Source organism: Lunatimonas sp. (assembly GCF_020832325.1).
Lineage (GTDB): Bacteria > Bacteroidota > Bacteroidia > Cytophagales > Cyclobacteriaceae > Lunatimonas.
Genome location: NZ_JAFIEU010000022.1, coordinates 179,653 through 203,362 on the forward strand (window position 1 = coordinate 179,653; position 23,710 = coordinate 203,362).

Annotated in this window: 24 protein-coding genes; 14 read left to right on the forward strand and 10 right to left on the reverse strand. The window is 45.0% G+C overall.

Annotated elements, in window-relative coordinates; all coding sequences use genetic code 11:
• Nucleotides 1–151 precede the first annotated feature (151 nt).
• From JJU34_RS09015 to JJU34_RS09025, 3 genes are all read right to left on the reverse strand, one after another.
• Nucleotides 152–1,576, reverse strand: a complete 1,425-nt coding sequence (locus JJU34_RS09015; protein ID WP_228692016.1) for a sigma-54 dependent transcriptional regulator — start codon at nucleotides 1,574–1,576, stop codon at nucleotides 152–154.
• 4 nt (nucleotides 1,577–1,580) lie between these two features.
• On the reverse strand, nucleotides 1,581–1,931 hold the full coding sequence (locus JJU34_RS09020) for a response regulator (RefSeq protein ID WP_228692017.1): 351 nt from the start codon (nucleotides 1,929–1,931) through the stop codon (nucleotides 1,581–1,583).
• Between the two features lie 239 nt (nucleotides 1,932–2,170).
• The gene (locus JJU34_RS09025) at nucleotides 2,171–2,326 is read right to left on the reverse strand and encodes a lmo0937 family membrane protein (RefSeq protein ID WP_228692018.1); all 156 of its coding nucleotides are present in this window, start codon (nucleotides 2,324–2,326) and stop codon (nucleotides 2,171–2,173) included.
• A 163-nt stretch (nucleotides 2,327–2,489) separates the two neighbouring features.
• Here JJU34_RS09025 and JJU34_RS09030 point away from each other — a divergent pair, with 163 nt between their 5' ends.
• The 3 genes from JJU34_RS09030 (at nucleotide 2,490) to JJU34_RS09040 (ending at nucleotide 5,993) form a co-directional block, all read left to right on the forward strand.
• Complete coding sequence (locus JJU34_RS09030; protein WP_228692019.1) at nucleotides 2,490–3,899, forward strand: ATP-binding protein; 1,410 nt, start codon at nucleotides 2,490–2,492, stop codon at nucleotides 3,897–3,899.
• 178 nt (nucleotides 3,900–4,077) lie between these two features.
• On the forward strand, nucleotides 4,078–4,521 hold the full coding sequence (locus JJU34_RS09035; RefSeq protein WP_228692020.1) for a response regulator: 444 nt from the start codon (nucleotides 4,078–4,080) through the stop codon (nucleotides 4,519–4,521).
• A 17-nt stretch (nucleotides 4,522–4,538) separates the two neighbouring features.
• On the forward strand, nucleotides 4,539–5,993 hold the full coding sequence (locus JJU34_RS09040; protein ID WP_228692021.1) for a hybrid sensor histidine kinase/response regulator: 1,455 nt from the start codon (nucleotides 4,539–4,541) through the stop codon (nucleotides 5,991–5,993).
• Between the two features lie 185 nt (nucleotides 5,994–6,178).
• Here JJU34_RS09040 and JJU34_RS09045 read toward each other — a convergent pair whose 3' ends face one another.
• A complete protein-coding gene (locus JJU34_RS09045) occupies nucleotides 6,179–6,715 on the reverse strand; it encodes a hypothetical protein (protein ID WP_228692022.1) in 537 nt (178 codons plus the stop codon).
• Between the two features lie 510 nt (nucleotides 6,716–7,225).
• On the opposite strand from JJU34_RS09045, the gene JJU34_RS09050 reads away from it, so the two are divergent.
• Entirely contained in the window at nucleotides 7,226–7,417 is a 192-nt protein-coding gene (locus JJU34_RS09050) for a CsbD family protein (RefSeq protein ID WP_228692023.1), read from the forward strand.
• Between the two features lie 418 nt (nucleotides 7,418–7,835).
• On the opposite strand, the gene JJU34_RS09055 is transcribed toward JJU34_RS09050, so the two are convergent.
• Nucleotides 7,836–9,629: an alpha-amylase family glycosyl hydrolase gene (locus tag JJU34_RS09055; RefSeq protein WP_228692024.1), complete on the reverse strand. Its 1,794-nt coding sequence runs from the start codon at nucleotides 9,627–9,629 to the stop codon at nucleotides 7,836–7,838.
• 49 nt (nucleotides 9,630–9,678) lie between these two features.
• Complete coding sequence (locus JJU34_RS09060) at nucleotides 9,679–9,858, reverse strand: hypothetical protein (RefSeq protein WP_228692025.1); 180 nt, start codon at nucleotides 9,856–9,858, stop codon at nucleotides 9,679–9,681.
• A 343-nt stretch (nucleotides 9,859–10,201) separates the two neighbouring features.
• Here JJU34_RS09060 and JJU34_RS09065 point away from each other — a divergent pair, with 343 nt between their 5' ends.
• On the forward strand, nucleotides 10,202–11,161 hold the full coding sequence (locus JJU34_RS09065) for a DUF1080 domain-containing protein (RefSeq protein WP_366512689.1): 960 nt from the start codon (nucleotides 10,202–10,204) through the stop codon (nucleotides 11,159–11,161).
• Between the two features lie 69 nt (nucleotides 11,162–11,230).
• On the opposite strand, the gene JJU34_RS09070 is transcribed toward JJU34_RS09065, so the two are convergent.
• From JJU34_RS09070 to JJU34_RS09080, 3 genes are all read right to left on the reverse strand, one after another.
• Nucleotides 11,231–12,361: a P1 family peptidase gene (locus JJU34_RS09070; protein WP_228692026.1), complete on the reverse strand. Its 1,131-nt coding sequence runs from the start codon at nucleotides 12,359–12,361 to the stop codon at nucleotides 11,231–11,233.
• A 46-nt stretch (nucleotides 12,362–12,407) separates the two neighbouring features.
• The gene (locus tag JJU34_RS09075; protein ID WP_228692027.1) at nucleotides 12,408–12,881 is read right to left on the reverse strand and encodes a nucleoside triphosphate pyrophosphohydrolase family protein; all 474 of its coding nucleotides are present in this window, start codon (nucleotides 12,879–12,881) and stop codon (nucleotides 12,408–12,410) included.
• 121 nt (nucleotides 12,882–13,002) lie between these two features.
• Nucleotides 13,003–13,770 carry a superoxide dismutase gene (locus tag JJU34_RS09080; protein ID WP_228692028.1) on the reverse strand — a complete coding sequence of 256 codons (768 nt, stop codon included), beginning with the start codon at nucleotides 13,768–13,770 and terminating at the stop codon, nucleotides 13,003–13,005.
• Nucleotides 13,771–14,120: 350 nt separating this feature from the next.
• Between JJU34_RS09080 and dapF the strand changes: the two genes are divergently transcribed.
• From dapF to JJU34_RS09105, 5 genes are read left to right on the forward strand one after another with little or no spacing between them, the layout of a single operon-like run.
• Nucleotides 14,121–14,918, forward strand: a complete 798-nt coding sequence (gene dapF / locus JJU34_RS09085; RefSeq protein ID WP_228692029.1) for a diaminopimelate epimerase — start codon at nucleotides 14,121–14,123, stop codon at nucleotides 14,916–14,918.
• Between the two features lie 33 nt (nucleotides 14,919–14,951).
• The gene (secA, locus tag JJU34_RS09090) at nucleotides 14,952–18,332 is read left to right on the forward strand and encodes a preprotein translocase subunit SecA (RefSeq protein ID WP_228692030.1); all 3,381 of its coding nucleotides are present in this window, start codon (nucleotides 14,952–14,954) and stop codon (nucleotides 18,330–18,332) included.
• Nucleotides 18,333–18,344: 12 nt separating this feature from the next.
• Nucleotides 18,345–18,887, forward strand: coding sequence for a hypothetical protein (locus JJU34_RS09095; protein ID WP_228692031.1), 543 nt, complete (start codon nucleotides 18,345–18,347; stop codon nucleotides 18,885–18,887).
• Nucleotides 18,874–20,061 carry a M20 family metallopeptidase gene (locus JJU34_RS09100; protein WP_228692032.1) on the forward strand — a complete coding sequence of 396 codons (1,188 nt, stop codon included), beginning with the start codon at nucleotides 18,874–18,876 and terminating at the stop codon, nucleotides 20,059–20,061. The genes JJU34_RS09095 and JJU34_RS09100 overlap by 14 nt, the downstream gene beginning before the upstream one ends.
• Nucleotides 20,062–20,081: 20 nt before the next feature.
• On the forward strand, nucleotides 20,082–20,864 hold the full coding sequence (locus JJU34_RS09105) for a S1/P1 nuclease (protein WP_228692033.1): 783 nt from the start codon (nucleotides 20,082–20,084) through the stop codon (nucleotides 20,862–20,864).
• Here the strand turns inward: JJU34_RS09105 and JJU34_RS09110 are convergent, their stop codons facing one another.
• Nucleotides 20,865–21,557 carry a phosphoribosyltransferase family protein gene (locus JJU34_RS09110; protein ID WP_228692034.1) on the reverse strand — a complete coding sequence of 231 codons (693 nt, stop codon included), beginning with the start codon at nucleotides 21,555–21,557 and terminating at the stop codon, nucleotides 20,865–20,867. It abuts the gene before it with no gap.
• A gap of 105 nt (nucleotides 21,558–21,662) precedes the next feature.
• Here JJU34_RS09110 and JJU34_RS09115 point away from each other — a divergent pair, with 105 nt between their 5' ends.
• The 4 genes from JJU34_RS09115 to ybeY are packed head-to-tail and all read left to right on the forward strand — an operon-like array spanning nucleotide 21,663 to nucleotide 23,664.
• Complete coding sequence (locus JJU34_RS09115; RefSeq protein ID WP_228692035.1) at nucleotides 21,663–22,025, forward strand: hypothetical protein; 363 nt, start codon at nucleotides 21,663–21,665, stop codon at nucleotides 22,023–22,025.
• Complete coding sequence (locus JJU34_RS09120) at nucleotides 22,026–22,790, forward strand: exodeoxyribonuclease III (RefSeq protein WP_228692036.1); 765 nt, start codon at nucleotides 22,026–22,028, stop codon at nucleotides 22,788–22,790. It abuts the gene before it with no gap.
• A gap of 42 nt (nucleotides 22,791–22,832) precedes the next feature.
• On the forward strand, nucleotides 22,833–23,234 hold the full coding sequence (locus JJU34_RS09125) for an ATP-binding protein (protein WP_228692037.1): 402 nt from the start codon (nucleotides 22,833–22,835) through the stop codon (nucleotides 23,232–23,234).
• 1 nt (nucleotide 23,235) lies between these two features.
• On the forward strand, nucleotides 23,236–23,664 hold the full coding sequence (gene ybeY, locus JJU34_RS09130) for an rRNA maturation RNase YbeY (protein WP_228692038.1): 429 nt from the start codon (nucleotides 23,236–23,238) through the stop codon (nucleotides 23,662–23,664).
• Nucleotides 23,665–23,710 lie beyond the last annotated feature (46 nt).

Genomic DNA, 23,710 nt, shown 5'->3' on the forward strand with positions numbered 1-23,710 from the left:
TTGTTGATTTTCGACCTAACAGAAAAATCTTTTTCGCTTTGCTGTGGGAGTTTTCAACATTTAACAGAAATTAACAAGGACAGAAAAGGAAAGCCAAAACACCCAACAGTATTTTGGCTTCCATCAGTGAACTACGGAGCTATATGAATACTCAAGATTGAATTTTATGCTGCTTCAGTTTATTGAAAAGTGTCTTCCGATCTATCCCCAATTGCTGCGCGGCTTTGGTCTTGTTATACTGATTTTCTTCCAAGACTTTTTTGATCACCTCGGCTTCTGCATTTGCAGCTATGTCCTTTAAGTTTATCGGCCCACTGACGTCCAGTTTACGTTCGTCAAGCTGGATCGGGCTGTTTTCATCTGAAAAGGCTATCATTGGAGCATAGATGATTTCCTGTGGCAAAGCCGAAAGGTGTATTTCTCCGGTCTGTGTCAATAAAAGGGAACGCCGGATTACGTTTCGCATCTCCCGAAGGTTTCCAGGCCAGTCGTATTTGTTGAACAGTCCCACCACTTCCTTCGAAAATCCCTTCACTTCTTTATTCAGCTCTTGATTCGCTAACGCTAAAAAATGCTCGGCAAAGGCCATGATGTCTTTGCCACGTTTTCTCAATGGAGGTACCGTAATCGTAAACTCGTTAAAACGATAATACAGGTCTTCTCGAAACTTTCCGTTTTTTACAGCTTCTTTTAAATCCTCGTTAGAAGCCACGATGATCCGTACATCTATTTCCTTATCCTTGATCGCGCCGATCCTACGTAGCTTTTTCTCCTGAACCAACCGAAGTAGACCAACCTGAATCTCGTAGGAAAGATTGGCAATCTCATCGAGGAAGATGGTGCCTCCATCGGCTACCTCAAACTGCCCTGGCTTGGCACTTACGGCACCGGTAAACCCTCCCTTTTCATGTCCCCACAATTCACTGCCAGCCAATTCCTTGGTGAGCGCACCACAGTCGATAGCCACAAAGGGTTTGCCCTTTCGGTCGCTGAGTTCATGTATTGTCTTAGCGATGTTTTCTTTGCCCGATCCGCTCTCTCCGTAAATAATTACGCTAAAGTTAGTAGGTGCTACAAGACTGACTTCGCTCAATAGGTTGGCAGAGGCTGTATCTTTGCCCCAGATGTATTCGGAATCCACATTGGCCACACCGGGCTTGGGGGACTTGGGCGCTTTACGCACGGTCTCCTGCTCACGCACTATTTCGGGTTCATTCTGCACCTTCATTGCCCGATCGATTAGGCTAAGTAGTTCGTCCGGAATCAGCGGCTTGACCACGTAGTCAAATGCACCCTTCTTCATCACCTCCACGGCTATCCTCACATCCGCATAGCCAGTGATTATGGCAACTTTGGTTTGAGGACTGATAGCCTTTACCTGTTGCAATACTTCCCTTCCCTCCATCTTACGGAGATTGAAATCACAAAAAATCAAATCGTAGGTTTTATCCTTGATCATAGCGATTCCATCTTCGCCACTCAATGTAGTCTCTACCTGATGGCCTTTTTTGGAGAGAAACCGCTGGAGCAGCTGACAGATGTCCAGATTATCATCAATCACTAATATACTTGCCATACTTCTATTCAATCAATTGGTTAATTGCCTCAAGAGAAAACGGTTTGCTCAAAAAGGCTTTTGCTCCTTTCTTTTTAGCCAAAACCTGCATTCCGCTATCGCTAAATGCGCTCATCAAAATAACGTTCATTTGGGGGTTCAACTGAATAAACTCCGGAACGGCCTGCAAACCGTTACCATCCGGAAGATTAACATCCAAAAACAAGAAGTCGGGGTTAGCAGTACGCATTTGATCCTTCCCTTCGGTAATATTTCCAGCGGTAAATACTTTGTGACCCCTCCTCTTCAAAAACCTTGAAAGCATGTTCAAAATTTCCTGCTCGTCATCAACAATCAGAATTACAGCTTTTCCCATTTTCTTCGTTTGTAACGGTCTATGAAGGAAATCGCAAAGCGTTGCACACTTCACCTACCTGTCTTGGTATTACCCTTCGATCACATAAAAATCAAAGTAAAAGGTGCTTTGAGCACCTTTTACCAGCTCCTCGCTCAAAGTTATGCATTGAGCGTGGAAATCATACCGTGGTGGGTTGGAAAATCAACGCTTTATTTAGTACAGCCCATTTACCAAACCCACCCATGCAATATCGCCAATTATACCGGTCTCCTTCCGCTAATAATGCGAAATAGAATCGCAATGATGGCCAACACAAGTAATATGTGTATCAACCCACCTACACTATAAACAAACGCGCCGAGCAGCCATCCTATTACCAGAATCACTGCGATCAAATACAATAAATTTCCCATTTCTTTAAAATTTAAGTTTTAATGTATACTTTTCAATTCTGTTCTGTTTGATTCCAAATGCTGTGCCTAAAGCAAAAAGGCCAATTAAAGCCTGTAGGAAACCTTTTTTGTTGTCAGCGGATTAAAAACTCGAAAAAACGGGAATTATTTTCCCCAGAAATTTATGGAAAGGATAAAAACATACACGTTTATTACACTCTCCTTTATCGTCCTTTGTGGTGGGATATCCATCTACACGATCTACAGGATTAACTTTCTCCAGCGATCCAACCAAGTCCACGAAAAAGTACTGGCTCTCGCCAACAGCATCAACTCCAGTGTACTGGAAAATGAGATTACCATGCTCAGCTATGCCACGACCTTTGACTCGCTTTTCCTTGACAGCCTAGAGGTTATTTATCGCAAAATCCACACAAATCTCGAGACCTTGGAAGCTTTCTTCCCAGAATACGACTTGGAAGAATCCCGCATCGATTCCATTCGCCTGCTTTTAGATGAACGGGTTGTTTACTTCAAGAGCTCCCTGCAGGATTATGGAAGCCCTGAGGAATACCTACCCTACATTATCGAAAACAGAAAGAAAAACTACCTGCGCATAGGCAAAAGGATAAAAGCCCAGACAGACGCTATCGTGCAAAGGCAGCAGGAGCAAATCAAAGAACGGGAAACCGGCGTTTCGGTAAACCTCACTACGTTAAGTGCGGTAATTTTCGTCATAACGCTCATAGGGATTATAACTGCTTTTCTGAATTTTATCTCAATTTCGAAATACTATCACGCACAGCAGGCCGCAACCAACGAAATCAGATCCTATCAGGAAAAACTGAAGCTACAAATTGATCAACTCAATCAGACCAATCACGAGCTGGAGCAATTCGCCTATGTGGCCTCCCATGACCTTCAAGAGCCGCTCAGAAAAATAACTGCGTTCAACGACCTGCTTCAGGACCAATACAAGGATTCCATTGAAGGAGAAGGTAAGCTATACCTTGACCGGATGGCCCATGCCGCCAAACGCATGCGACGATTGATCACCGATCTGCTCGAATATAGCCGAGCAGGCAGGTATTCCGAGGAGCGAGAACAACTTAAGCTGAGTGAACTCTTAGGGGAGGTTATAGAAGACCTAAGCTTACAGATCGAGGAGAGCGGTGCAACTATCACACAAAAGGATTTGCCCACGCTATTCGGCCATTACAATGACTGGCGAATGGTTTTCCAAAACCTGATAAGCAATGCGCTGAAATTCCGCAAGGATGGCGTTCCTCCTACTATCCAAATAACCTGTGAGCCAGCCAGCCCCGAACTATTGCGCGAAAAACTTTTTAACTATTCCGAAGCAAAGCCCTACTTCCATATTCGGGTTTCCGACAACGGCATCGGCTTCAAATCAGACTACGCGGAAAAAATCTTTACGATCTTTCAACGCCTACATGGAAAAGATGAATATGAAGGTACCGGAATAGGCCTTGCCATTTGCAAAAAAATCATGGAAAGATATGAAGGCACGATCTTTGCAACGTCAGAGGTAAATGAGGGTTCCACCTTTCATTTACTTTTTTCGAAAGTCTGATTTCAATAGAAGCTCCCGAAAATTGAGGGGAAATCGACATATCTGAATACGCAGAAATGTAAATTTCATTTTTATAGAAAACATATTTTCAACCAATCATTGCAAAAATTTAAATATTCATTGTAGTTTTATATCGATTCACATACATCGAAAAATTACCTACAAACCAGCACTACCAATGAAAAGCGAAAAAAACATGGTTCTCCTCATCGCAGAAGATGATATTGATGACCGACTCTTGATAACCAAAGCCCTTAATGAAAGCTTCTCCAAAGCGAGACTCATTTGCGTCGAAAATGGAGAAATACTCTTACAATACCTAAACCGGCAGGGAAAATACAGTGACGATGAACAGTATCCGCTGCCACAAATCATTCTTTTAGATCTTAACATGCCCAAAAAAGACGGGAGGGAAGCTCTGAAGGAAATAAAATCCGACGAGTCGTTTAAGAAAATTCCGGTAATCATATTCACCACCTCCAAAAACGAGGACGACATCATGGTCACCTACAACATGGGCTCAAACAGTTACATCTCCAAGCCAGGATCGTTTGAAGGACTGCTCGCGTTGGGCAAAGAACTGGAAAATTATTGGGCCAAAACCGTACTTCTACCGAGCTAAACCTGTTTTGTGGCAACATGAATCGAGACTATTTCAAGGTACTTTATGTAGACGACGATATCGACGATTTTCTGCTCGTCCAATCTTTGCTTCGGCAATGCCAATCATCCCGATTTGAACTTGTTCATTCCAATTCATACGAAACGGCATTGGATATGCTTGATCAGGAGTTTGATGTGTTTCTGGTAGATTACAAACTGGGAAAAAACACCGGAATAGATGTATTGGAAGCAATCAAAAAACGTCTCCGCCATGCCCCAGTAATTATTCTTACTGGAATGGAAAATACGGATGCAGACAAGGAAGCAATGGAATTCGGCGCATCGGATTACTTGGTAAAGGGAGGGTTTAATGCCCAAATGCTGGAGCGCACCATTCGATACGCTGTAAGAGACGCCGCTTTGCATGAGAGCCTGGATATTGCCGGAAAAAAATTCAAGAACATCTTTGAGCGCTCCGCTGATCCTATTGTGTTGGTAAATGCTGAGTCACTGGTGTTAGATGCCAACCCATCCTTTAGTCAAAAATTTGGCTACGATCCATCCAAAAAAGATTTCTACCCTTTCTATCTAAAAGATATTGTCGTCGAGGAAGCGGGAAAATCGCAATTTGATTCATTGCTCCATAGTAAACGGGAATTTTCGGATTTCCAAGTAACTCTCACTATTCCAAGTGGTCAGACGATTGAGGCACTCATCAGCATTGCACAGGATGATTCGGAAAAGGAATTGTTTCAGCTAATGATCAAGGACCTGACGCTATTAAAGGTTCAGGAAGAGGATTTGTATAACATGAAAAAATTTTCCTCTACTGGCCGAATCGCTAGAATCCTAGCCCATGAGGTGAAAAATCCGCTAACGACTATTTTGCTATCTGCCGAGCAACTCGAATTTGAGCTACCTAAAGATGCCTTAGATGAAAGTGGTGACCTCATCGGTGTGATTAAAAAAAACTGCACTCGTATCAATCAGCTTATTACCCAACTACTTGATTCAACACGGTTTACGGAAGTTGATCTACAGGAGCATAATATCAACGACTTATTGGATGAGTCTTTAGAACTTGTTAAGGACCGGATTGATCTTCAGCAGGTGCGAGTAGTCAAGGATTATGAAAGTTCAATCTGTAACATTAAAGTAGATGCTGATAAGGTAAAAATCGCTTTTGTCAATCTTTTGGTGAACGCTGTTGAAGCAATGGATACGCGTGAAGGCGTAGTTAGGATACGTACGCGATCCAAAGGAAGTAAATGTCAGATTGAAATTTCCGACAATGGTAAAGGGATTCCCAAAGAACATATGGACCGGCTCTTCGAACCTTTTTACACCAGTAAACCCACAGGATCGGGCCTTGGGCTCACAAATACTCAAAATATTATTCTAAGTCACGGTGGAGCAATTCGCGTCAAAAGTAACTCAAACGAAGGTACTACTTTCTACATCACGTTTGAATTAGCCAAAAACCTTAATTGATTGCCAGACTCTTAAAAAGCAAAAAGCGGCCGATAGTGCAAATGCCCATCAGCCGCCTTTTACATCAAACAGTATCGCTTTACAAAGTACAGAGAAAAATAGGGAGCTTAAATTTCCACTCCCTTCGCCCAAAAGCGTAATTCCGAAAAATATTCACCCAAATTGCTTTAGGAAAGTTTCAAGGGTTAGTCCTCTATATCAGCCTTTACTTTCTGATATCGCTCCTTGATATTGTCACCAAGGCGTTCGAAATTTTCCTCCAACCAGGCCATACTCTCCTCAGCAGCTTCCTCTATATCATCACCAACATTGCTCGCTCGTTGTTCTATAGTTCCCTCTGCTCTTACCTTATGCTCGTCCCACCAGGATTCCAAATTATTCAAGTGTGCCTCAGCCTCGGTTTCAATGTTGTTTTGTGATTGATTCACAGACTTCTGCTTGGCCTCTCCATACCGCTCTGCAATCTTCCGCCGGTCTTCTGTATCCGGATCTGACACCTTCGGCTCCAAATTCTTCACTTCATTGGTGAGTCGAGTAAACCGACTGTCAAGTCTAGACCAGTCGTGGTTGGCATCCCTGTTCACAGCGGTTTCTACGCTGTCCACAAAATCCTCCAGCTCGTCCATTCGCTCATCATACAAGCGCTCTGCTGAATTTTCGTTTTCGCAAGCTAGGAAGGCAACCATCGCGCCTCCCAATAGCATCAATTGAGTCGTTTTCATTTTATTGCGGGTTAATGAACATAATAATTGGTTTTCAGCATATACCCATACAACCCGTGTACCCAAATCGAAACACGCCTAGTTAGCGAACCAATCATCACATATATCCCTCTATATCTGACAGTTAGATAATTTTCACTAAACCTACCTTTGTCAAAGTAAGGCTCGATAATGTGGAATTTGTTCCACAAAATTCGGAAGTTGGTACCCTATTCGTTATATATTATTTACGGATCTAGGCTGAATCTTCCCCGAATAATCTAAGTGCCCTAAAATGTCATTTCTACTGTTGGCTTACCGGTTCCAAATGAAAAATTCCCCAAAATGTGGCGGCTATTTCTCCAAAATACGAACAATAGCCTCCAGTTGAAATCTAAAATAAAGACGTATTGTATTGATTATGTGCACTTTAAAAAATAAAAAATAGGTTGGGTTCGAGATCGGCATGGATTATGAAAGATTACAAGTAATACAACGTAAATAAATCATAAACACTAAACCAACATTATTATGAGTGCTATTAGCGATAAATTAAAAGGTAATTGGAATATGGTCAAAGGAAAGCTCAAGCAACAATATGGAGAGCTGACCGATGATGACCTGGCGTATGCCGAAGGTCAAGAGGATGAACTTGTAGGAAGAATCCAAAAGAAAACCGGCCAATCCAAAGAGGAGGTCAAAAAGTTCATCGACAGTATTTAAGTAGAATTCATTGGTTAAAGTAAGTGTGTAATTTAGGTTACTTGATTAAAAACCTCCCTGAAAATTTCAGAGAGGTTTTTTTATACATCTAATAGTTCCTCTTTTAAGTAACCTTCATCGGGATAGGCTTGCCATTTGGTGGTTTTCTCTACCACTAGATTTATAGCAAGATCAAACCTGTGCGCTTCACTTTCGTAGAGGTGCATCAAATAAGCAGCTGTATTTACGAAGCAAATTATATCCCCATTCTCGCTAGCCTCCGAAAGGTCTCTTTTACGAAAATCAGAGTCTTTGCCCGTAATTTTCTACTTCATCCCGAATTACATTCCCCCTCGCATCCAAATAGCCAAAACCCCAGCCACGCTCTACGCTTCTTAGGCAAATCGAATCAGCCTCTACCTACCTAAAAAAACGGGGGTTATCTCGCCAAAATCAATCCTCCATAGGAAGGAATATCCACCACGATGCTGTATGGCTTGTCCTGATATCCGTCTTCTGCTCGCACATCCACCAAGTCAACTTCAGCAAACACTTCGTCATACCCTGACCATCCACTGTTGAAGACAACCCGCCAAGTACCTCCAACATCAACCCCAATACGATAACCTACCTTTGTTTCCACGCCGAAGTTCAACACAACCAGCACCGGATTGTTCGGATCGTCACCATGAAAGCGCGAATAGGCCATTACGAGCGAAGTATCATCCTTGTGCAGCATGGATATCTCTTGGCCGCTCAGTCCTCTAGCTGTTGCTTCGTTTGACTTTCGGAGAGTGATCAAATCCCTATATAGGCGAACGATCCCTTCAAACCTCTTCTCTCTGCCCCAATCCAACGGTAAATCGTCGTTGAAATGCTCATAGCTTAAAAACTCCTGACCCTGAAAAATCATAGGAACGCCAGGGGCCGTGAATATGGTGATGGCTCCCAACGTTGATTTCTTTTTGGCGTATTCACCCTCGGCATCACCGGGCTGTATTTCCTCGGGCAAACGCGTAGATCTGATATTTGACACCTCGTCATGAGACTCCGTGAAAATCACTTTCTCAAAGGCATTCCCATTAAATCTGTCAAAAAGTAAACGCTCTATGCCCTGAAGCGTTCGTGCTGTGTCATCACGCTGCGTCAGCGTATCGCGAAGCTCCTGTGAAAAGCCAGTCCCCCATTGGCAGTCAAAACCTAACCCTCCCTCCGACAGAGGAGCAGTCACATTCGGATCCATCCGCAAATCTTCCGCTATGAGTATCTTGTGCGGAAATTTGCTTTGAATTTCCCCATTGAGGTTTTTCAGAAACCGGTTGCCCTCTTCCAATGCTCGCGCATTTGAGGTATCCTCGGTGTCCAAAAGTCGGATAATAGCTGTGGCATCAAAGCGCAAGCCATCACACTGATAGATCTCAAGCCATAACATTGCATTGTCGCGAAGGTAGTTTATCACTTCCGGACGCCCATAATCCGGACGCGTATTGCCCCATGGAGTTTTTGCCCTATGGTCATTATAAAAGTAAATTCCCCCCATACCATTCTCCTCCCAGCCATCAAATTGCCATATGTCCAAGTCTCCGGGTCCAAAATGGTTGTATACTACATCCATGATTACGGCAATTCCACGCATATGAGCCTCGAAAACAAAGTGTTTCAGACCATCTGGACCTCCGTAAGAAGTCTCTACAGCGAAGGGGTAGGAAGGGTTGTATCCCCAAGAAAAATCTCCTGGAAACTCGGAGACGGGCATTACCTCAATTGCATTGATTCCGAGATTTTTCAGGTAATCCAGTTTTTCAGCAGCAGAATAAAAATCACCGTTTGAGCCGGATTGTTCGGTTTTGTTGAAAGTACCTATGTGCAACTCATATACTATTAACTCATTGAGCGGACTTGGGCGAAAATTGTGGTCTTCCCAATCTTTCCACAAGTTCTTGATAACACTATTCCCTTCGCTATGTGTAACCTCCAGCGCATAAGGATCATTCCTGTGCAACGTTTTTTCGCCTGTCTTGATCAGGTATTTGTATTCATCTCCTTCTTTAGCCTCACTGACCCTGCAAGACCAATAGCCCTTATCCTCATGATTCATTTCATACTGATCTTCCTGCCAGTCGTTAAATGATCCATATACATAGATTTGATTGGCATTGGGAGCCCATACTCTAAAAGTAACGCCTTCAAGCCCCACTATAGCGCCCATGCCGGCATAACGGTCCATACTCATGTTTTTACGGAAATGTTAGGTGTAACGAATTTTGGTTTTTAGACGATGGTTACATACCTTCCATCGGAAGTATTACGTCTCCTACTCCCAATTGTAAAACCAGTTCCATCCGTTCAACGCCCTCCTCGTGCCCGTTGGCATTTGCCTTAAGGAGATCCGGGTTGTTGCTATCACAGGAAATCATCAATCCGAACAATGTACCTATTATTATCAGTCTATTCGTACTCATGGCTTCAAAATCTAGAGAAATCGTACTGAAGCTGATAGCAATTCCTCTACCACTTTTCTAGGGGACTGATTTTAGTATTAATCCGCACAACGTTTTTACCTATTCAAATATTAGGGGGTAGATTTTTCCCTTCGGAGCGATCGTTCTATTTAATTGCCGCCACAGGATAGGAATTATTTTTCCCATCTGTCCCGGTTTCAATCATGGAACCTTTCGCTCCGCCATCGGTCAGAGGGTGTGGGTTCGTGAGGGCAAAATTCTACACCACCTTGGAGTTAAGGCAATTTTACCCGTAATTTGGATTCAAATCGAAAATTGAAGGAACCAAAATCGAATTCATACTATGCTAAAATCTGCAATTCAACGATGTATCCTTAAGGCATCAATGCTTACCTTATCGTTCATTATGGCGGTACAGGTGACTTCCTCCGCGCAATCTTCAAATGGGGACATTATCGGCAGGTGGAACCTTACCGTGGATGTAGACGGAAAACAACTCCCCTCTTGGATGGAAGTAAAACTTTCCGGTTATAGGACTTTGGTGGGCTATTTTGTGGAAGAACACGGAAGTGCCCGACCGGTTTCGCGGGTGAACTTTAAAAACAACGAAGTGTCTTTCAGTATACCCCCGCAGTGGGATCCTGGAAAGAAAGACACCAAATTGAAAGCTAGTCTCTCAAACGGAAAGCTGACCGGCGTCTTAACGACCAGTTCAGGAAAAAAACATTCCTTTGTGGGTGAAAGAGCTCCTTCCCTGGTACGGGAAAAGCAACCCGAATGGGGAGAAGCCATTGAACTGTTCAACAGAAATAACTTGGATGGCTGGCATGCCGACAAGACGGAAAACCAATGGACAGTAAAGGATGGCATCCTAACCAGCGATAAAGCAGGAGCAAATTTGATCACCGATCAAAAATTCGACGACTTTAAATTGTATGCAGAATTCCGATATCCTGAGGGAAGCAACAGTGGTATTTATCTACGGGGCAGGTACGAACTTCAGATCGAAGACAATAAAGGCACAGAACCCTCAAACGTCTATTACGGAGGCATCTATGGTTTTCTCACTCCCAACGAAATGGTGGCAGAAGGCCCAGGGGTATGGCAAAGCTACGAAGTCACGCTTATCGGTAGACGCGTGACCATAGTAGCAAACGGCAAAACCATCATTTGTGACCAGATTATCCCCGGAATTACTGGAGGTGCGCTGGACAGCAAAGAAGGCGAGCCAGGGCCCATGATGCTGCAAGGTGACCATGGACCCATCGAGTTTAAAACGTTGATCATTACTCCGGCTAAATAAACGTTCGTTTGATATTACCGGAAGTTTGAATAACCCGGAGACTATCTCGTAGAATAGTCTTCGGGTTTCTTATTTAGGCTTGTGGGTTTTTATGAACTCTCGGACCATCTGCTTGGGTAGGGCTTTCATTTCGCGGCCACCCTTGCCCTTCATGTCATCCGCAGCGAAGAGTGCGTTGGCAATCGCTTCTTCCGTTGCTTCAATAGTTGCCAAAAACAACCCCGAAACTTCGTCATTGAGAAGGGGCAATGGTCCCTCTGTCAGGTACTCCCGCCGGTCAAATGGAATTCTCATTCCCTCATGAACGGAGAAAGCTATAACATAGTCACCACTCCCGTTACTGGCAATCCCACCTGTTCTTGCTAACCCCAACATGGCACGTTTGGCGATCCGCTCCAGGTTTCTGTGGTCTACAGGAGCATCCGTGGCTACCACGATCATGCAAGAACCATCCACCGACTCCAGGTTTTGCCGAAAACTGTATTGATTTAATAGCTTACCGAGCGGCAAACCGTCGATTTGAAGGACTCCTCCAAAATTGGCTTGCACCAATACACCCACCGTGTAGCCACCCATCGATTCAGGTAGTTTGCGTGAGGAGGTTCCGATCCCCGCTTTGAATCCAAAAGCCGTCGTACCGGTCCCTGCACCTACATTCCCCTCTGGAACCGGTCCGCCCGACGCATTCTGAATAGCAGATAGCACATGGTGCGATTTCACATGCCGGCCCCGTATATCGTTTAGACCGCCATCGTTGGTTTCACCCACTACCGCATTGACTGACTGCACCCCACTATTTTCAGGAAATGAAAACACATAGTCAATGATGCCATCGAGGCCGGCCGCCACACTCAGCGTATTGGTCAACACAATGGGCGATTCCAAATTGCCCAGCTCTTGAATTTGAGTGCTGCCGGCCAGTTTTCCAAAGCCGTTGCCGACGTATACAGCCGCTGGAACCTTCTGCCGAAAGATGTTTCCGTCATGAGGAAGAATGGCCGTAACTCCGGTTCGAATGGATTCTCCTTCCAACAAAGTGACCTGACCCACCTTTACTCCGACTACATCGGTAATCGCATTGAGCGGCCCGGGCGGTATTACACCGAATTCGAATCCAAAATCGCGGGCCCGCTCTTGGCTTTTCACTTCGGCCATTTGGGCCATCATAACACAGCAAACGCCTACTAGAAGTTTCTTCATTGTTGTATGGAAAGTGGTTAAAGGAATATGCGTCCTGAATGCCAGATTAAGGCTTAGGAAACAGGATTTTCTTTAGGTCCGCAGGAGAATAGTAGATGGACTTAAGTGTTTTTCGGTCTTCCTCCCTAAATACCAAAAACTTGTCTCCATCCTTTTCATAGAAGCAGGAAACCCCCATCTGCTTGTAATGGGCAACGGTTTCTTGAGCTTCCTGTTCGGACTGGCAGGCTTTGCTCATATTGGATCGCTGCACCTCGTCAAAAAGGGCCTTAAAATGATCCGCCAGGCCAAATTCCAAAACGGCTCCGGCGAGTACATATTGGATATCGCAGAGCGCGTCCGCTATCTCCACGATGTCGTTCTCTGCAATTGCTGCTTCCAGTTCCTTCACCTCCTCCGCCAACAGGGCTACCCTTAGCGCGGACCGCTTTTCAGATGGAATGGCCGGGGCCTCCAGAATGGGATGTTTGAAGGTTTTGTGAAATGCTGCAACAGAGGTTAAACTTTCAGGTTCTTTCATTTTAAGTAATAGTCGGGGTGATCGGTCAATAAATTAGGTAAAAGTTCTTGAACACATTTATCAAAAATGGCTCCTACGTACATGCAGGAGCCATGGTGTATTCGTACCTTTCAAAAGGTAATCAGGCCTTGAAAGCGTCAAATCGCTCTTGTACGGCTGCCCAGTTGACCACATTCCACCAGCTACTGATGTAGCGAGGTCGCTCGTTTTGATAGTTTAGGTAATAGGCATGTTCCCATACATCGATGCCAAGGAGCGGCTGTCCTTTCAACTCCGATAAATCCATGAGTGGATTGTCCTGATTGGGTGTGGAACCCACCTTCAGTGTGCCTCCATCCAAAACAAGCCAGGCCCAACCCGACCCAAAACGGGTTTTGGCGGCATCTTCAAACTTTTCGGCAAAGCCGCTAAAGCTACCAAAATCTTTTGCAATGGCAGCCGCCAAATCTCCTTCAGGTTCACCTCCGCCATTAGGCGACATGATGGACCAGAAAAGCTCGTGGTTGTAATGCCCACCGCCGTTATTTCTCATTTTTGTTGAATAGTTGGAAATCTCTGCCATGAGCTCTTCCACCGGTTTTTCGGTGTCCACGCCTTCTTCTGCCGCAGCCTCTTTCAGGTTATTGGCGTATGCGGCGGCATGTTTGGTGTAATGGATTTCCATGGTCATCGCATCGATGTGAGGCTCTAGCGCAGCATAATCGTACGGTAGGGGTTTTTGCGAAAAACCCGTTACGATCGTGGGTTTCGCCTTAGATTCCGATCCCGATGAACAGGACGATAACAAGGAGGAACCCACCAGGCTACTACCCAACCCCAGGGAAAGGGTGACTTTGGTACTTTGTGCGATAAATGATCTCCTGGAGGTATGCAATGTTGGTTTTTTCATGTTTGAAGTGGTTTGTTGCATGATTTTGGTTAGACAATAATTGGTCAGTATAACGTATGCTAAATTAACCAATTAATCCCTAAAATGTAGCACACCTAATCCTTAAGTAGTCAAAAAGTTTGCTTTGACGCTTTTTAGCGTCCAAAAATCAAAATAAACACCAATAACAAGCCAATTTGTCAGACTATTTCGCAAATTTGGCCTGTTGTTCAAGGCTGTGAAAGTTAGGCATCGTTTCTGGGAAACCTAAACGATAAGACCATATATTCGGTCAAGTTCCTTATTTTTGTAATTCAGCTAACTAGAAAGAATTGGTAGCTGGAGTACATCTCGTATTAAGTGAAGTAGAAATGACCATTCAATTTTATAAATATCAGGGAACCGGGAATGATTTTGTCATGATCGATGACCGGGACAACCGGTTTGAGAGCGATAACCTAGCCTTGATACAAAAGCTATGTCACCGCCGTTTGGGTATCGGATCAGACGGATTGATCATCCTACGAAACGCTACAGGGTTTGACTTTGAGATGATCTACTTCAATGCAGACGGTTCCCAAAGCATGTGTGGGAACGGAGCTCGATGTGCGGTTTCCTTTGCGCATTTTCTGGGGATGTGTGATGTCAGCACCCAATTCCTAGCGGTAGATGGTGCCCACCATGCGGAGATTTTTGGCGACGAAGTACGGCTGGAGATGATTCCTGTAAGGGAATTCAAAGACGTTGAAGGAGATACGTTCATCCATACCGGTGCGCCACATCATATTCGCTACGTAGAAAATCTTTCTCATTACCCCGTAGTGAAAGAGGGGGCAAAAATCCGTTATAACAAGGAGCTATATCCAGAGGGCACCAACGTCAACTTTGTCATGCCCAACCCGGACAATTCCCTACAAGTGAGGACGTATGAAAGAGGCGTAGAGGATGAAACGTTATCCTGTGGCACGGGTGTAACTGCCTGCGCACTGCTGTACGGCAAAGAAAATGGCTTAAACGAAGTGAGTATACATACCAAGGGCGGCCTGCTGAGGGTCAGCTTCGAGGATGACGGAAACGGTGGGTTTCACCAGATCCAGCTGATAGGACCTGCCACGCAGGTATTCAGCGGGACCATTGCGATTAAACGGGAAGAAACCTCTTCCCTGTAACCAACTTAATAGACTAGACACAGACAACCTACTATGTTAGATTTTATTGCAAAAGGGCTATCAAAGGTATTCGGTACCAAATCTGATAGAGACATCAAGTTACTCACGCCATTCGTAGAATCGATCAAGGCCGAGTATGCAAAATTGGCGACGCTAACAGACGACGAGCTAAGGCAACAAACCAAGGAAATCAAAGGGGTAATCAATGCAGATCTGAAAAGCTTTGACGACAACATCGCTGAAACCAGGGCTAAGATCGACGCGCTTCCCCCCGATGAGGTACACGCCAAAGACGCTCTGTTCAACGAGATTGATAAAATAGAGAAAAGCCGCAACGAAGAGCTGGAAAAAAGCCTGGAGAAAGTCCTTCCTTGGGCTTTTGCTGTAGTGAAGGAAACTGCGCGTAGGTTAAAGGAAAACAAGCAGCTGCAAGTTACGGCCTCCATGTGGGACAAGGAACTCGCCGCTACCAAAAGTTACGTTCAACTAGAAGGCGAAACAGCGACCTGGGGAAACTCTTGGTCTGCTGCCGGGGTGGAAGTAACGTGGGAAATGCTTCACTACGATGTACAATTGCTTGGTGGAGTGGCCCTACACAAGGGTAACATTGCAGAAATGGCTACGGGTGAAGGAAAAACCCTGGTATCCACGCTACCCGCATACCTCAATGCCCTTTCCGGTAGGGGAGTACACATTGTGACCGTCAATGACTACCTAGCCAAAAGGGACTCGGAATGGAACGCTCCACTCTTTGAGTTTCATGGGCTAAAGGTGGACTGCATAGACAAGTACCCACCAAACTCCGAAGCTAGAAGAAGGGCCTATGCCTGCGACATCGTATATGGTACCAATAATGAGTTTGGATTTGATTACCTGCGGGATAACATGGCGCGGGATTCCAGAGACTTGGTACAGGGCAAGCACCATTTTGCCATGATCGATGAAGTGGACTCCGTATTGATCGATGATGCGCGTACGCCACTTATTATTTCCGGTCCTGTCGCCAAAGGAGACCAACACGAATTTTACGAGATGAAACCCAGGGTTTCTACCCTAGTAGATGAACAACGAAAACTGGTGCAGGGGTATCTAACCGACGCCAAGCGACTCATCAAAGAAGGCAATGAAAAAGAAGGAGGCTTAGCCTTATTTCGGGCCTATAGAGGCTTGCCAAAATACAAGCCCTTGATCAAATACCTCTCTGAGCCCGGGATCCGCGTGATCCTTCAGAAAACGGAAAACTACTACCTACAAGACAATAAGCGGAACATGCCGGAGGCAGATGAACCGCTGCTGTTTACGATTGAAGAGAAGTCCAATACCGTTGACCTGACAGACAATGGTATCGAAACCATCACGCGCAAAAACGAAAATCCCAACTTCTTTATTCTACCGGATATTGGGATGGAAATCGCTGAAATGGAAAAGAATGCTGAGTTGGACGATACGGAAAAACTGATTCGAAAAGAGGAAATCATCAAAGACTATGGGGTCAAAGCGCAACGGATACATACGGTAAACCAGTTGCTGAAAGCCTATTGTATGTTCGAAAAGGATACCGAGTACATTTTGGTGGATGGAAAGGTGAAGATCGTGGACGAACAAACGGGTAGGGTGATGGAAGGCAGAAGGTATTCTGACGGCCTGCACCAAGCCATCGAAGCAAAGGAAAACGTGAAGGTCGAAGATGCTACACAAACCTATGCGACCATCACACTTCAGAATTACTTCCGAATGTACCACAAGCTGGCCGGGATGACCGGAACGGCGGAGACCGAAGCAGGAGAGTTTTGGGAGATCTACAAGCTTGATGTAATTGTAATCCCCACAAACAAACCCATTCAGCGCAAAGACTGGGAAGACAAAGTCTATAAAACCGTTCGTGAGAAGTTTAATGCAGTTGCAGACGAAATCAACGAGCTTACCGAGGCAAATCGCCCCGTTTTGGTGGGTACCACCTCCGTGGAAATTTCGGAGCTTCTCAGCCGAATGCTCACCATACGCAAAATCAAGCACCAGGTACTAAATGCAAAGCAGCACGCGCGTGAGGCAGACATTGTCGCTGAGGCCGGCAAGCCAAAGACCGTAACCATCGCCACGAACATGGCCGGTAGGGGTACCGATATCAAGCTAACGGCAGAATCCAAAGCTGCCGGTGGACTGGCCATCATCGGAACGGAGCGCCACGAATCCAGAAGGGTAGACCGGCAGCTACGGGGTCGATCCGGCCGGCAGGGAGATCCGGGCTCCTCTCAGTTTTTTGTTTCCTTGGAAGATAACCTCATGCGTCTGTTTGGTTCAGAAAGAATTGCCAAACTGATGGACCGCATGGGGTTGGAAGAAGGAGAGGTAATCCAGCATTCCATGATCACCAAGTCGATCGAACGTGCACAGCGTAAGGTCGAAGAAAACAACTTTGGTGTAAGAAAACGCCTGTTGGAGTACGATGACGTGATGAACAGTCAGCGGGAAGTGGTCTACCGACGACGTAAAAATGCGTTGATCGGTGATCGATTGGAGTTGGATATATTGAACATCATGTACGATGTCGCCGAGAGCATCATCGAAATGGCTAAATCTACTGAAGACTCCGAAAATCTGCGGATGAATATCTTCAGTTCACTCGGTATCGACTATCCGATTTCTTCCGAAGACCTTAAAAGTAAAGATAGCACTGTATTGACCAAGGAACTGTTTGACGCCGCTTACAAAAATTACGTGGCCAAAAACAACGGAATTCTAACCAAAGCAATGCCGATCCTTCGGGATGTTTACCAAAAACGTGGAGCCACTGTCAAGGAAATTATGGTTCCCATATCCGATGGTATCAAGCAGATCGGCGTAGTCATCAACTTGGAATCTACCGTTAACAACGAAGGGAGAGACCTTATCCGAGCCATTGAAAAAACGGTTACGCTTGCGATCATCGATCAAAACTGGAAAGAACATCTTCGGGATATGGATGACCTAAAACAGTCTGTGCAGAATGCCGTCTATGAGCAGAAAGATCCGCTATTGATTTACAAATTCGAAGCGTTTGAAATGTTTAAGCGCTTTGTAGGACGGCTGAATGATGATATCATATCCTTTATAGCTAAATCAGATCTGCCCAAGCAGGACCCAGAACAGGTGAAAGCTGCACAAACGACCCGAAAGGAAGAGCCCCAGGTCACCGCCTCTAAAGAGGAAGTTGGTAGTACCTTAGGTGGCAACCCGGCTGCCCAGCGAGCAGCTGTTGCTCAGTCTGCTGGAGCACGGAGAGAAGCTGTAATGCCACGAAAAACCGAAAAAGTATACGGGAGGAATGACCGGGTTTCTGTACGCTACATGGACGGAGCGATAAAAAAGGATGTGAAATACAAAAGTGTGGAACAGGATATTGCCGAGGCTAAATGTGTGGTAATCGAAGAATAAAACCCGAAAACAATGTTTAGACGAATCATGCTCGCCGGTGTTTGGCTGGGAATGTCCACCGGATGCGGTTTCATTACGATCTCCAAAAGTGGGGGATCTGCAGAAAAATATGCCGACTACCGCGAGGACTTGAGTTCTAGCCTGAAATCTTATGAACCGCTTCCAAGTCCGGTGGCAGTAGTTAGCAGCAAGGCCTCTCCCGTCGCTCCGGTAGACGACGATTTGGCGATAGCCATAAAAAACTATATACAAGCCAATGAAAGAGAAAACTTTTTCAGCGGGTTTACGATTTTGGTATATAGCGGAGTGGATCGGGAGCTGGCATTCAAAACCAGAAACACATTGTATTCGGATTATAAGGACATTACCACCTTTATGCAGTACCAGCAGCCACGTTATTTGGTCAAAGTGGGGCGTTACATCAACCGGATCGAGGCCTTGGCCTGGTATGAGAAAATCAAAGAAGATTTCCCTTCCGCACGAATCATTCAAGACCGATTCGAACGCAATTTGCCAAATCAACAACAAGACCCAATAGAGAATGCTCAAGAATAGGATCAAGGACATTGCCAAGGAAATCAAAGAAGAAGCCATTGCTACAAGGCGTCATCTGCATCAGCATCCCGAGCTTTCGTTCGAAGAATTTGAAACAGCAGCGTACGTAGAATCTCGGCTTCGGGCTATAGGCATCGATAAGATAGAGAAAAAAGCCACTACTGGCCTGGTTGGGCTGATTGAGGGTAAAAACCCAAGCTACAAGACAATCGCCCTTCGGGCAGACATGGATGCACTTCCCATCACTGAGGAAAATGACGTGCCCTACAAATCCAAAAAACCAGGAATCATGCATGCGTGCGGACACGACGTGCATACATCGTCCCTATTGGGAACAGCCCATATCCTACACCGCTTGAAAAACGAATTTGAAGGAACCGTAAAGCTGATCTTTCAACCTGGCGAGGAAAAGGCCCCCGGGGGAGCGTCATTTATGATCAAAGACAAGTGTCTGGAAAACCCAAAACCTTCCGCCATCATCGGTCAGCACGTCATGCCCCACATACCTGCTGGAAAAGTGGGGTTTCGCCCCGGGATGTATATGGCCAGTGCAGATGAAATCTACATCACCGTAAAGGGCAAAGGAGGCCATGGAGCGATGCCGGAAACACTCATAGACCCCGTGCTAATCGCTTCACATTTGATAGTAGCATTGCAACAAGTGGTGAGCCGAAACGCCAGCCCAAAGGTTCCATCGGTACTATCTTTTGGGAAAGTAATAGCCAATGGAGCCACGAATGTTATTCCTAACGAGGTGAAGATAGAAGGTACGTTCCGTACGCTGGATGAGGCCTGGCGAAAAAGAGCCAAAGAGTTGATCCATCAAATTGCCACAGGCATAGCCGAGGGCATGGGAGGGAAAGCTGAAGTAAATATCTTGCATGGTTATCCCTATCTGAAAAATGATCCGGAACTTACCGAACGATCTATACTAGCGGCAAAAGAGTATCTAGGCGAAGAAAACGTCTTGGACTTAGACCTTTGGATGGCCGCAGAGGATTTTTCCTACTACACGCAGGAGATGGCGGGTTGTTTTTACCGACTGGGCACCAGAAATGAAGCCAAGGGAATTGTATCCGGCGTCCATACACCTACATTCGACATCGAAGAAGATGCATTGGAAGTTAGTACTGGATTGATGGCTTGGCTGGCACTGGAAGAACTCAAAAAATGAAATAACAACTCCTAGGAACTATGCCTACGTTAAAAAAATGGTTTTTCTTATTGCTTATCTCGCAGCTTTCTGTAATTGACAGTTGGGGCTGGGGACAGACCGGACATCGGGTGGTTGGTCAGCTTGCCGAGTGGCACTTAAACAAAAAGGCAAAAAAGCGCATCGATGCCCTGTTGGGGTCAGAGTCGCTTGCAATGGTAGCCAACTGGATGGACAACGTAAAGTCTGACAGGCGATACGATCACCTGAATACCTGGCACTACCTCAGCATCGAAGACGGGAAAGCTTACAACCCCGCCATTCAGGAAAAAGAGGGTGACGCTTATGAAAAAACAAAGATGATCATCCAAGTGCTGAAGAAAGGCGGATTGTCGGCAAAAGAAGAATCCGAATACTTAAAAATGCTCGTCCATTTGGTAGGAGATCTTCATCAGCCGTTGCATGTAGGAAGGGGCGATGATCGGGGAGGAAACGATATCCGGGTGACTTACTTCAACCAAAACTCCAATATTCACCGGGTTTGGGATAGTCAGATCATTGATGGAAAACAACTTAGCTACACCGAATTGTCCGAACATCTCAACCGGAGAGCAGAACCAAGCATCATACAAAGGTATCAAAAAGCATCTATAGAAGATTGGCTTCAGGAAGCGGTAGCTCTTAGACCCATAGTGTACGACCTCCCTGAAGACGGACGCTTGAGCTATGAGTACGACTATGTGGCCTTTCCCGTGATCGAAGAACGCCTACTTGCCGGTGGCTTACGCCTTGCAGGAATATTAAACGATATCTACGGCCGATAATTACCTTCCAGCAGCAATCACTGCTAGATCTACATAACTAGGTCTAGCAGTGTGTAGCACATTCGCACAGGCAGCCAACGTAGCCCCGGTAGTCATGACATCGTCTACCAAAAGAATCCGTTTTCCCACTAAGGAGACTTCATCCACGATATGGAAAACCTCCGAAACATTTTCCCATCGCTGAAGCCTGTTTTTTCTCGTTTGGGTTGCCGTATTTACCGTCCTTTCCAGCCCATTGACCACCCTTATACCCAAAGACTCGCCTAGACCATCCGCAAAGCATCGACTTTGATTGTAGCCTCTTCTCCTTTCTTTACTGCGATGCAAGGGCACAGGTATGATTAGATCCCATTCCTTTTCTAAACCCTGCTGAACAAGCAACTCCCCATACATTCTACCCAGTTTGACCCCAAGCATCGGCCTATTTCGATACTTGAGTTGATGCAGCAGTTTTTGGCTTTTTCCTCGCTTGGAAAACCGCAAGTAAGCCAATGCCATACGGATATCGGTAAGACCCATTAGCTTCTGCGTGAGTTCGTTTTCTAGAGGCGATTGATGGAAAAGTGTGACCGGGAGGGAGGCTTCGCACGTGCGGCAAAGCTCCGATTCAAATGCAAAGAGGCTTCTGTTACACAGGTTACAGGTAACTGGAAATACCAACGCCAAAAAATCATCCCATAAGGTGAAACGCATAGGTAAAAAGGGTTGTTAAGTTACAAGTACTGTCAATTCCTACTATATTTGTACATTGAGGGTAGTTTTCAGTTAATTTAATAAAAATCAGGCTGTAAGTCAATTATGTTTAAGAAAGACCTAGACTTAGATTTTCGATGGGGCAAACTATTGAGCGGTCTGGAAAATTTGCTCAACAAAAAACCCTCTGACCTGAATGCCGTTCTATTCATCATTGGTGTTCAGGAACTGGGTCAGGGAAACCGAATCTTTTCAAAGGAAGAAAAGCAGGATTTGATGCACATTGCCGTTTGCAAGGTACTTAGCTTGTCCGGATTTTACCAATTGGCCTTTATCGACCAAGACGGTTGGCCTCATTGGGATTTGGTTCACGACCTTCCACACTTAGATGCCGCAGAACAGGAAAAACTCCTGAAACTGCATGTATTGGAATACTTTGAAAAAGAATTTGAAATAGAGATTAACTAAATGAAGATAGTTTCTTACAATGTGAACGGAATCAGAGCCGCTATCAAACGTGGTTTTATAGACTGGTTAGCCCAAATAAACCCAGATGTGATCGGCTTGCAGGAAGTGAAATCCACCGAAGATCAAGTTGATACAGAAATTTTTAAAGATATGGGGTACAACGTATACTGGCATGCTGCGGTAAAAAAGGGCTACAGTGGAGTTGCTACGCTTACCAAAGTAAAGCCAAACCAGGTAGTCTACGGAATGGATATGCAAAAATACGACGATGAGGGGCGAGTGCTACGCCTAGATCTCGGTGATTTCAGCTTTGTAAACACCTATTTTCCATCAGGAACGACTGGTGAGGCTAGACAATCCTTCAAGTACGAATTCTTGGATGACCTCTTCGGTTTTTCGCAGGATCTTAGGGAGGAGCGGCCAAACCTTATATGGAGCGGCGATTACAATATCTGTCACAAAGCCATTGATATACATGATCCAATTTCCAACAAAAAATCCTCTGGATTCCTTCCGGAGGAGCGCGCTTGGATGGACAAATTCACCGAATCCGGCTTTGAGGACAGTTTTCGAAAAATGCATCCGGAGGAGCCTTCCAACTATACGTGGTGGAGTTACAGAGCAAATTCAAGAGCAAAAAATAAAGGATGGCGCATAGATTACCACATGAATACGACTCCCTTGTCGGATCGTATAAAAACTTCGACCATCTTACATGAAGCAGAACACTCCGATCATTGTCCAATTTTGATCGAAATTGATTGAAAATATATTTAAAGTATTTCAACATTTAAGAAAAGAATATAAATGAAATCGATCAAAATTTCTATTCCGTCTTTGATTGAAAATATAACAATCGTAGAAAGCTTCATCGATAATGCGAAGGTGAAATATCACATTAACGACGACATATACGGAAACATCATGATTTCTGTGACAGAATGTGTCAGCAACGCTATTGTTCACGGCAACAAAGAAGATCCCAAAAAGCAGGTAATCCTAATTTTGGAGTTTCATGACGATCAGATAAAGTTCATCATAGAAGACGAAGGAGAGGGCTACGACTATCATCACCTTAAGGATCCAACCGCTCCCGAAAATTTAGAAAAAGCGGGTGGAAGAGGGGTTTTCTTGATGAAGCACCTTTGCGATGAGGTCTTATTTGAAGAGAATGGGAGCAGGACAACGCTCACCTTTTACCTGAATTGAGATGGCGATCCTTTTCTTTGAAGAAGACACCTCTTTTAGGCTGACCAAAAAAAATCGATATAAGAAATGGTTGCATGCAGTGGCAACTTCAGAGGGACAAAAAATCACAGAGCTTTTGTATATTTTTTGTTCCGATGAATATCTGCATCAAATCAATCTAACCTATCTGGATCACGACACCTACACGGATATCATCACATTTGATCAAAGCGAAACCAAAAACACTATTGAAGGAGAAATTTACGTTAGTATAGATAGGGTACAGGAAAACGCCACCCATTTAAATCAATCTTTCGACAGAGAACTAAGAAGAGTAATCAGTCACGGTTTGCTACATCTTTGTGGATACAAGGATAAGACTGCAACAGAGGCAGCAAAAATGAGAAAAAAGGAAGAAGCAGCGATCGAACTATTTGAAGCTGTAGGATAGAACCAACTGTTCCACGTGGAACAGTTGGAGAAGCTATCCAAGAGAT

Excerpts from the sequence above, each read along its gene's own strand:
- JJU34_RS09015 (WP_228692016.1), bottom strand. The coding sequence starts at position 1,576 with ATGGCAAGTATATTAGTGATTGATGATAATCTGGACATCTGTCAGCTG.
- JJU34_RS09020 (WP_228692017.1), bottom strand. The coding sequence starts at position 1,931 with ATGGGAAAAGCTGTAATTCTGATTGTTGATGACGAGCAGGAAATTTTG.
- JJU34_RS09025 (WP_228692018.1), bottom strand. The coding sequence starts at position 2,326 with ATGGGAAATTTATTGTATTTGATCGCAGTGATTCTGGTAATAGGATGG.
- JJU34_RS09030 (WP_228692019.1), top strand. The coding sequence starts at position 2,490 with ATGGAAAGGATAAAAACATACACGTTTATTACACTCTCCTTTATCGTC.
- JJU34_RS09035 (WP_228692020.1), top strand. The coding sequence starts at position 4,078 with ATGAAAAGCGAAAAAAACATGGTTCTCCTCATCGCAGAAGATGATATT.
- JJU34_RS09040 (WP_228692021.1), top strand. The coding sequence starts at position 4,539 with ATGAATCGAGACTATTTCAAGGTACTTTATGTAGACGACGATATCGAC.
- JJU34_RS09045 (WP_228692022.1), bottom strand. The coding sequence starts at position 6,715 with ATGAAAACGACTCAATTGATGCTATTGGGAGGCGCGATGGTTGCCTTC.
- JJU34_RS09050 (WP_228692023.1), top strand. The coding sequence starts at position 7,226 with ATGAGTGCTATTAGCGATAAATTAAAAGGTAATTGGAATATGGTCAAA.
- JJU34_RS09055 (WP_228692024.1), bottom strand. The coding sequence starts at position 9,629 with ATGAGTATGGACCGTTATGCCGGCATGGGCGCTATAGTGGGGCTTGAA.
- JJU34_RS09060 (WP_228692025.1), bottom strand. The coding sequence starts at position 9,858 with ATGAGTACGAATAGACTGATAATAATAGGTACATTGTTCGGATTGATG.
- JJU34_RS09065 (WP_366512689.1), top strand. The coding sequence starts at position 10,202 with ATGCTAAAATCTGCAATTCAACGATGTATCCTTAAGGCATCAATGCTT.
- JJU34_RS09070 (WP_228692026.1), bottom strand. The coding sequence starts at position 12,361 with ATGAAGAAACTTCTAGTAGGCGTTTGCTGTGTTATGATGGCCCAAATG.
- JJU34_RS09075 (WP_228692027.1), bottom strand. The coding sequence starts at position 12,881 with ATGAAAGAACCTGAAAGTTTAACCTCTGTTGCAGCATTTCACAAAACC.
- JJU34_RS09080 (WP_228692028.1), bottom strand. The coding sequence starts at position 13,770 with ATGAAAAAACCAACATTGCATACCTCCAGGAGATCATTTATCGCACAA.
- dapF (WP_228692029.1), top strand. The coding sequence starts at position 14,121 with ATGACCATTCAATTTTATAAATATCAGGGAACCGGGAATGATTTTGTC.
- secA (WP_228692030.1), top strand. The coding sequence starts at position 14,952 with ATGTTAGATTTTATTGCAAAAGGGCTATCAAAGGTATTCGGTACCAAA.
- JJU34_RS09095 (WP_228692031.1), top strand. The coding sequence starts at position 18,345 with ATGTTTAGACGAATCATGCTCGCCGGTGTTTGGCTGGGAATGTCCACC.
- JJU34_RS09100 (WP_228692032.1), top strand. The coding sequence starts at position 18,874 with ATGCTCAAGAATAGGATCAAGGACATTGCCAAGGAAATCAAAGAAGAA.
- JJU34_RS09105 (WP_228692033.1), top strand. The coding sequence starts at position 20,082 with ATGCCTACGTTAAAAAAATGGTTTTTCTTATTGCTTATCTCGCAGCTT.
- JJU34_RS09110 (WP_228692034.1), bottom strand. The coding sequence starts at position 21,557 with ATGCGTTTCACCTTATGGGATGATTTTTTGGCGTTGGTATTTCCAGTT.
- JJU34_RS09115 (WP_228692035.1), top strand. The coding sequence starts at position 21,663 with ATGTTTAAGAAAGACCTAGACTTAGATTTTCGATGGGGCAAACTATTG.
- JJU34_RS09120 (WP_228692036.1), top strand. The coding sequence starts at position 22,026 with ATGAAGATAGTTTCTTACAATGTGAACGGAATCAGAGCCGCTATCAAA.
- JJU34_RS09125 (WP_228692037.1), top strand. The coding sequence starts at position 22,833 with ATGAAATCGATCAAAATTTCTATTCCGTCTTTGATTGAAAATATAACA.
- ybeY (WP_228692038.1), top strand. The coding sequence starts at position 23,236 with ATGGCGATCCTTTTCTTTGAAGAAGACACCTCTTTTAGGCTGACCAAA.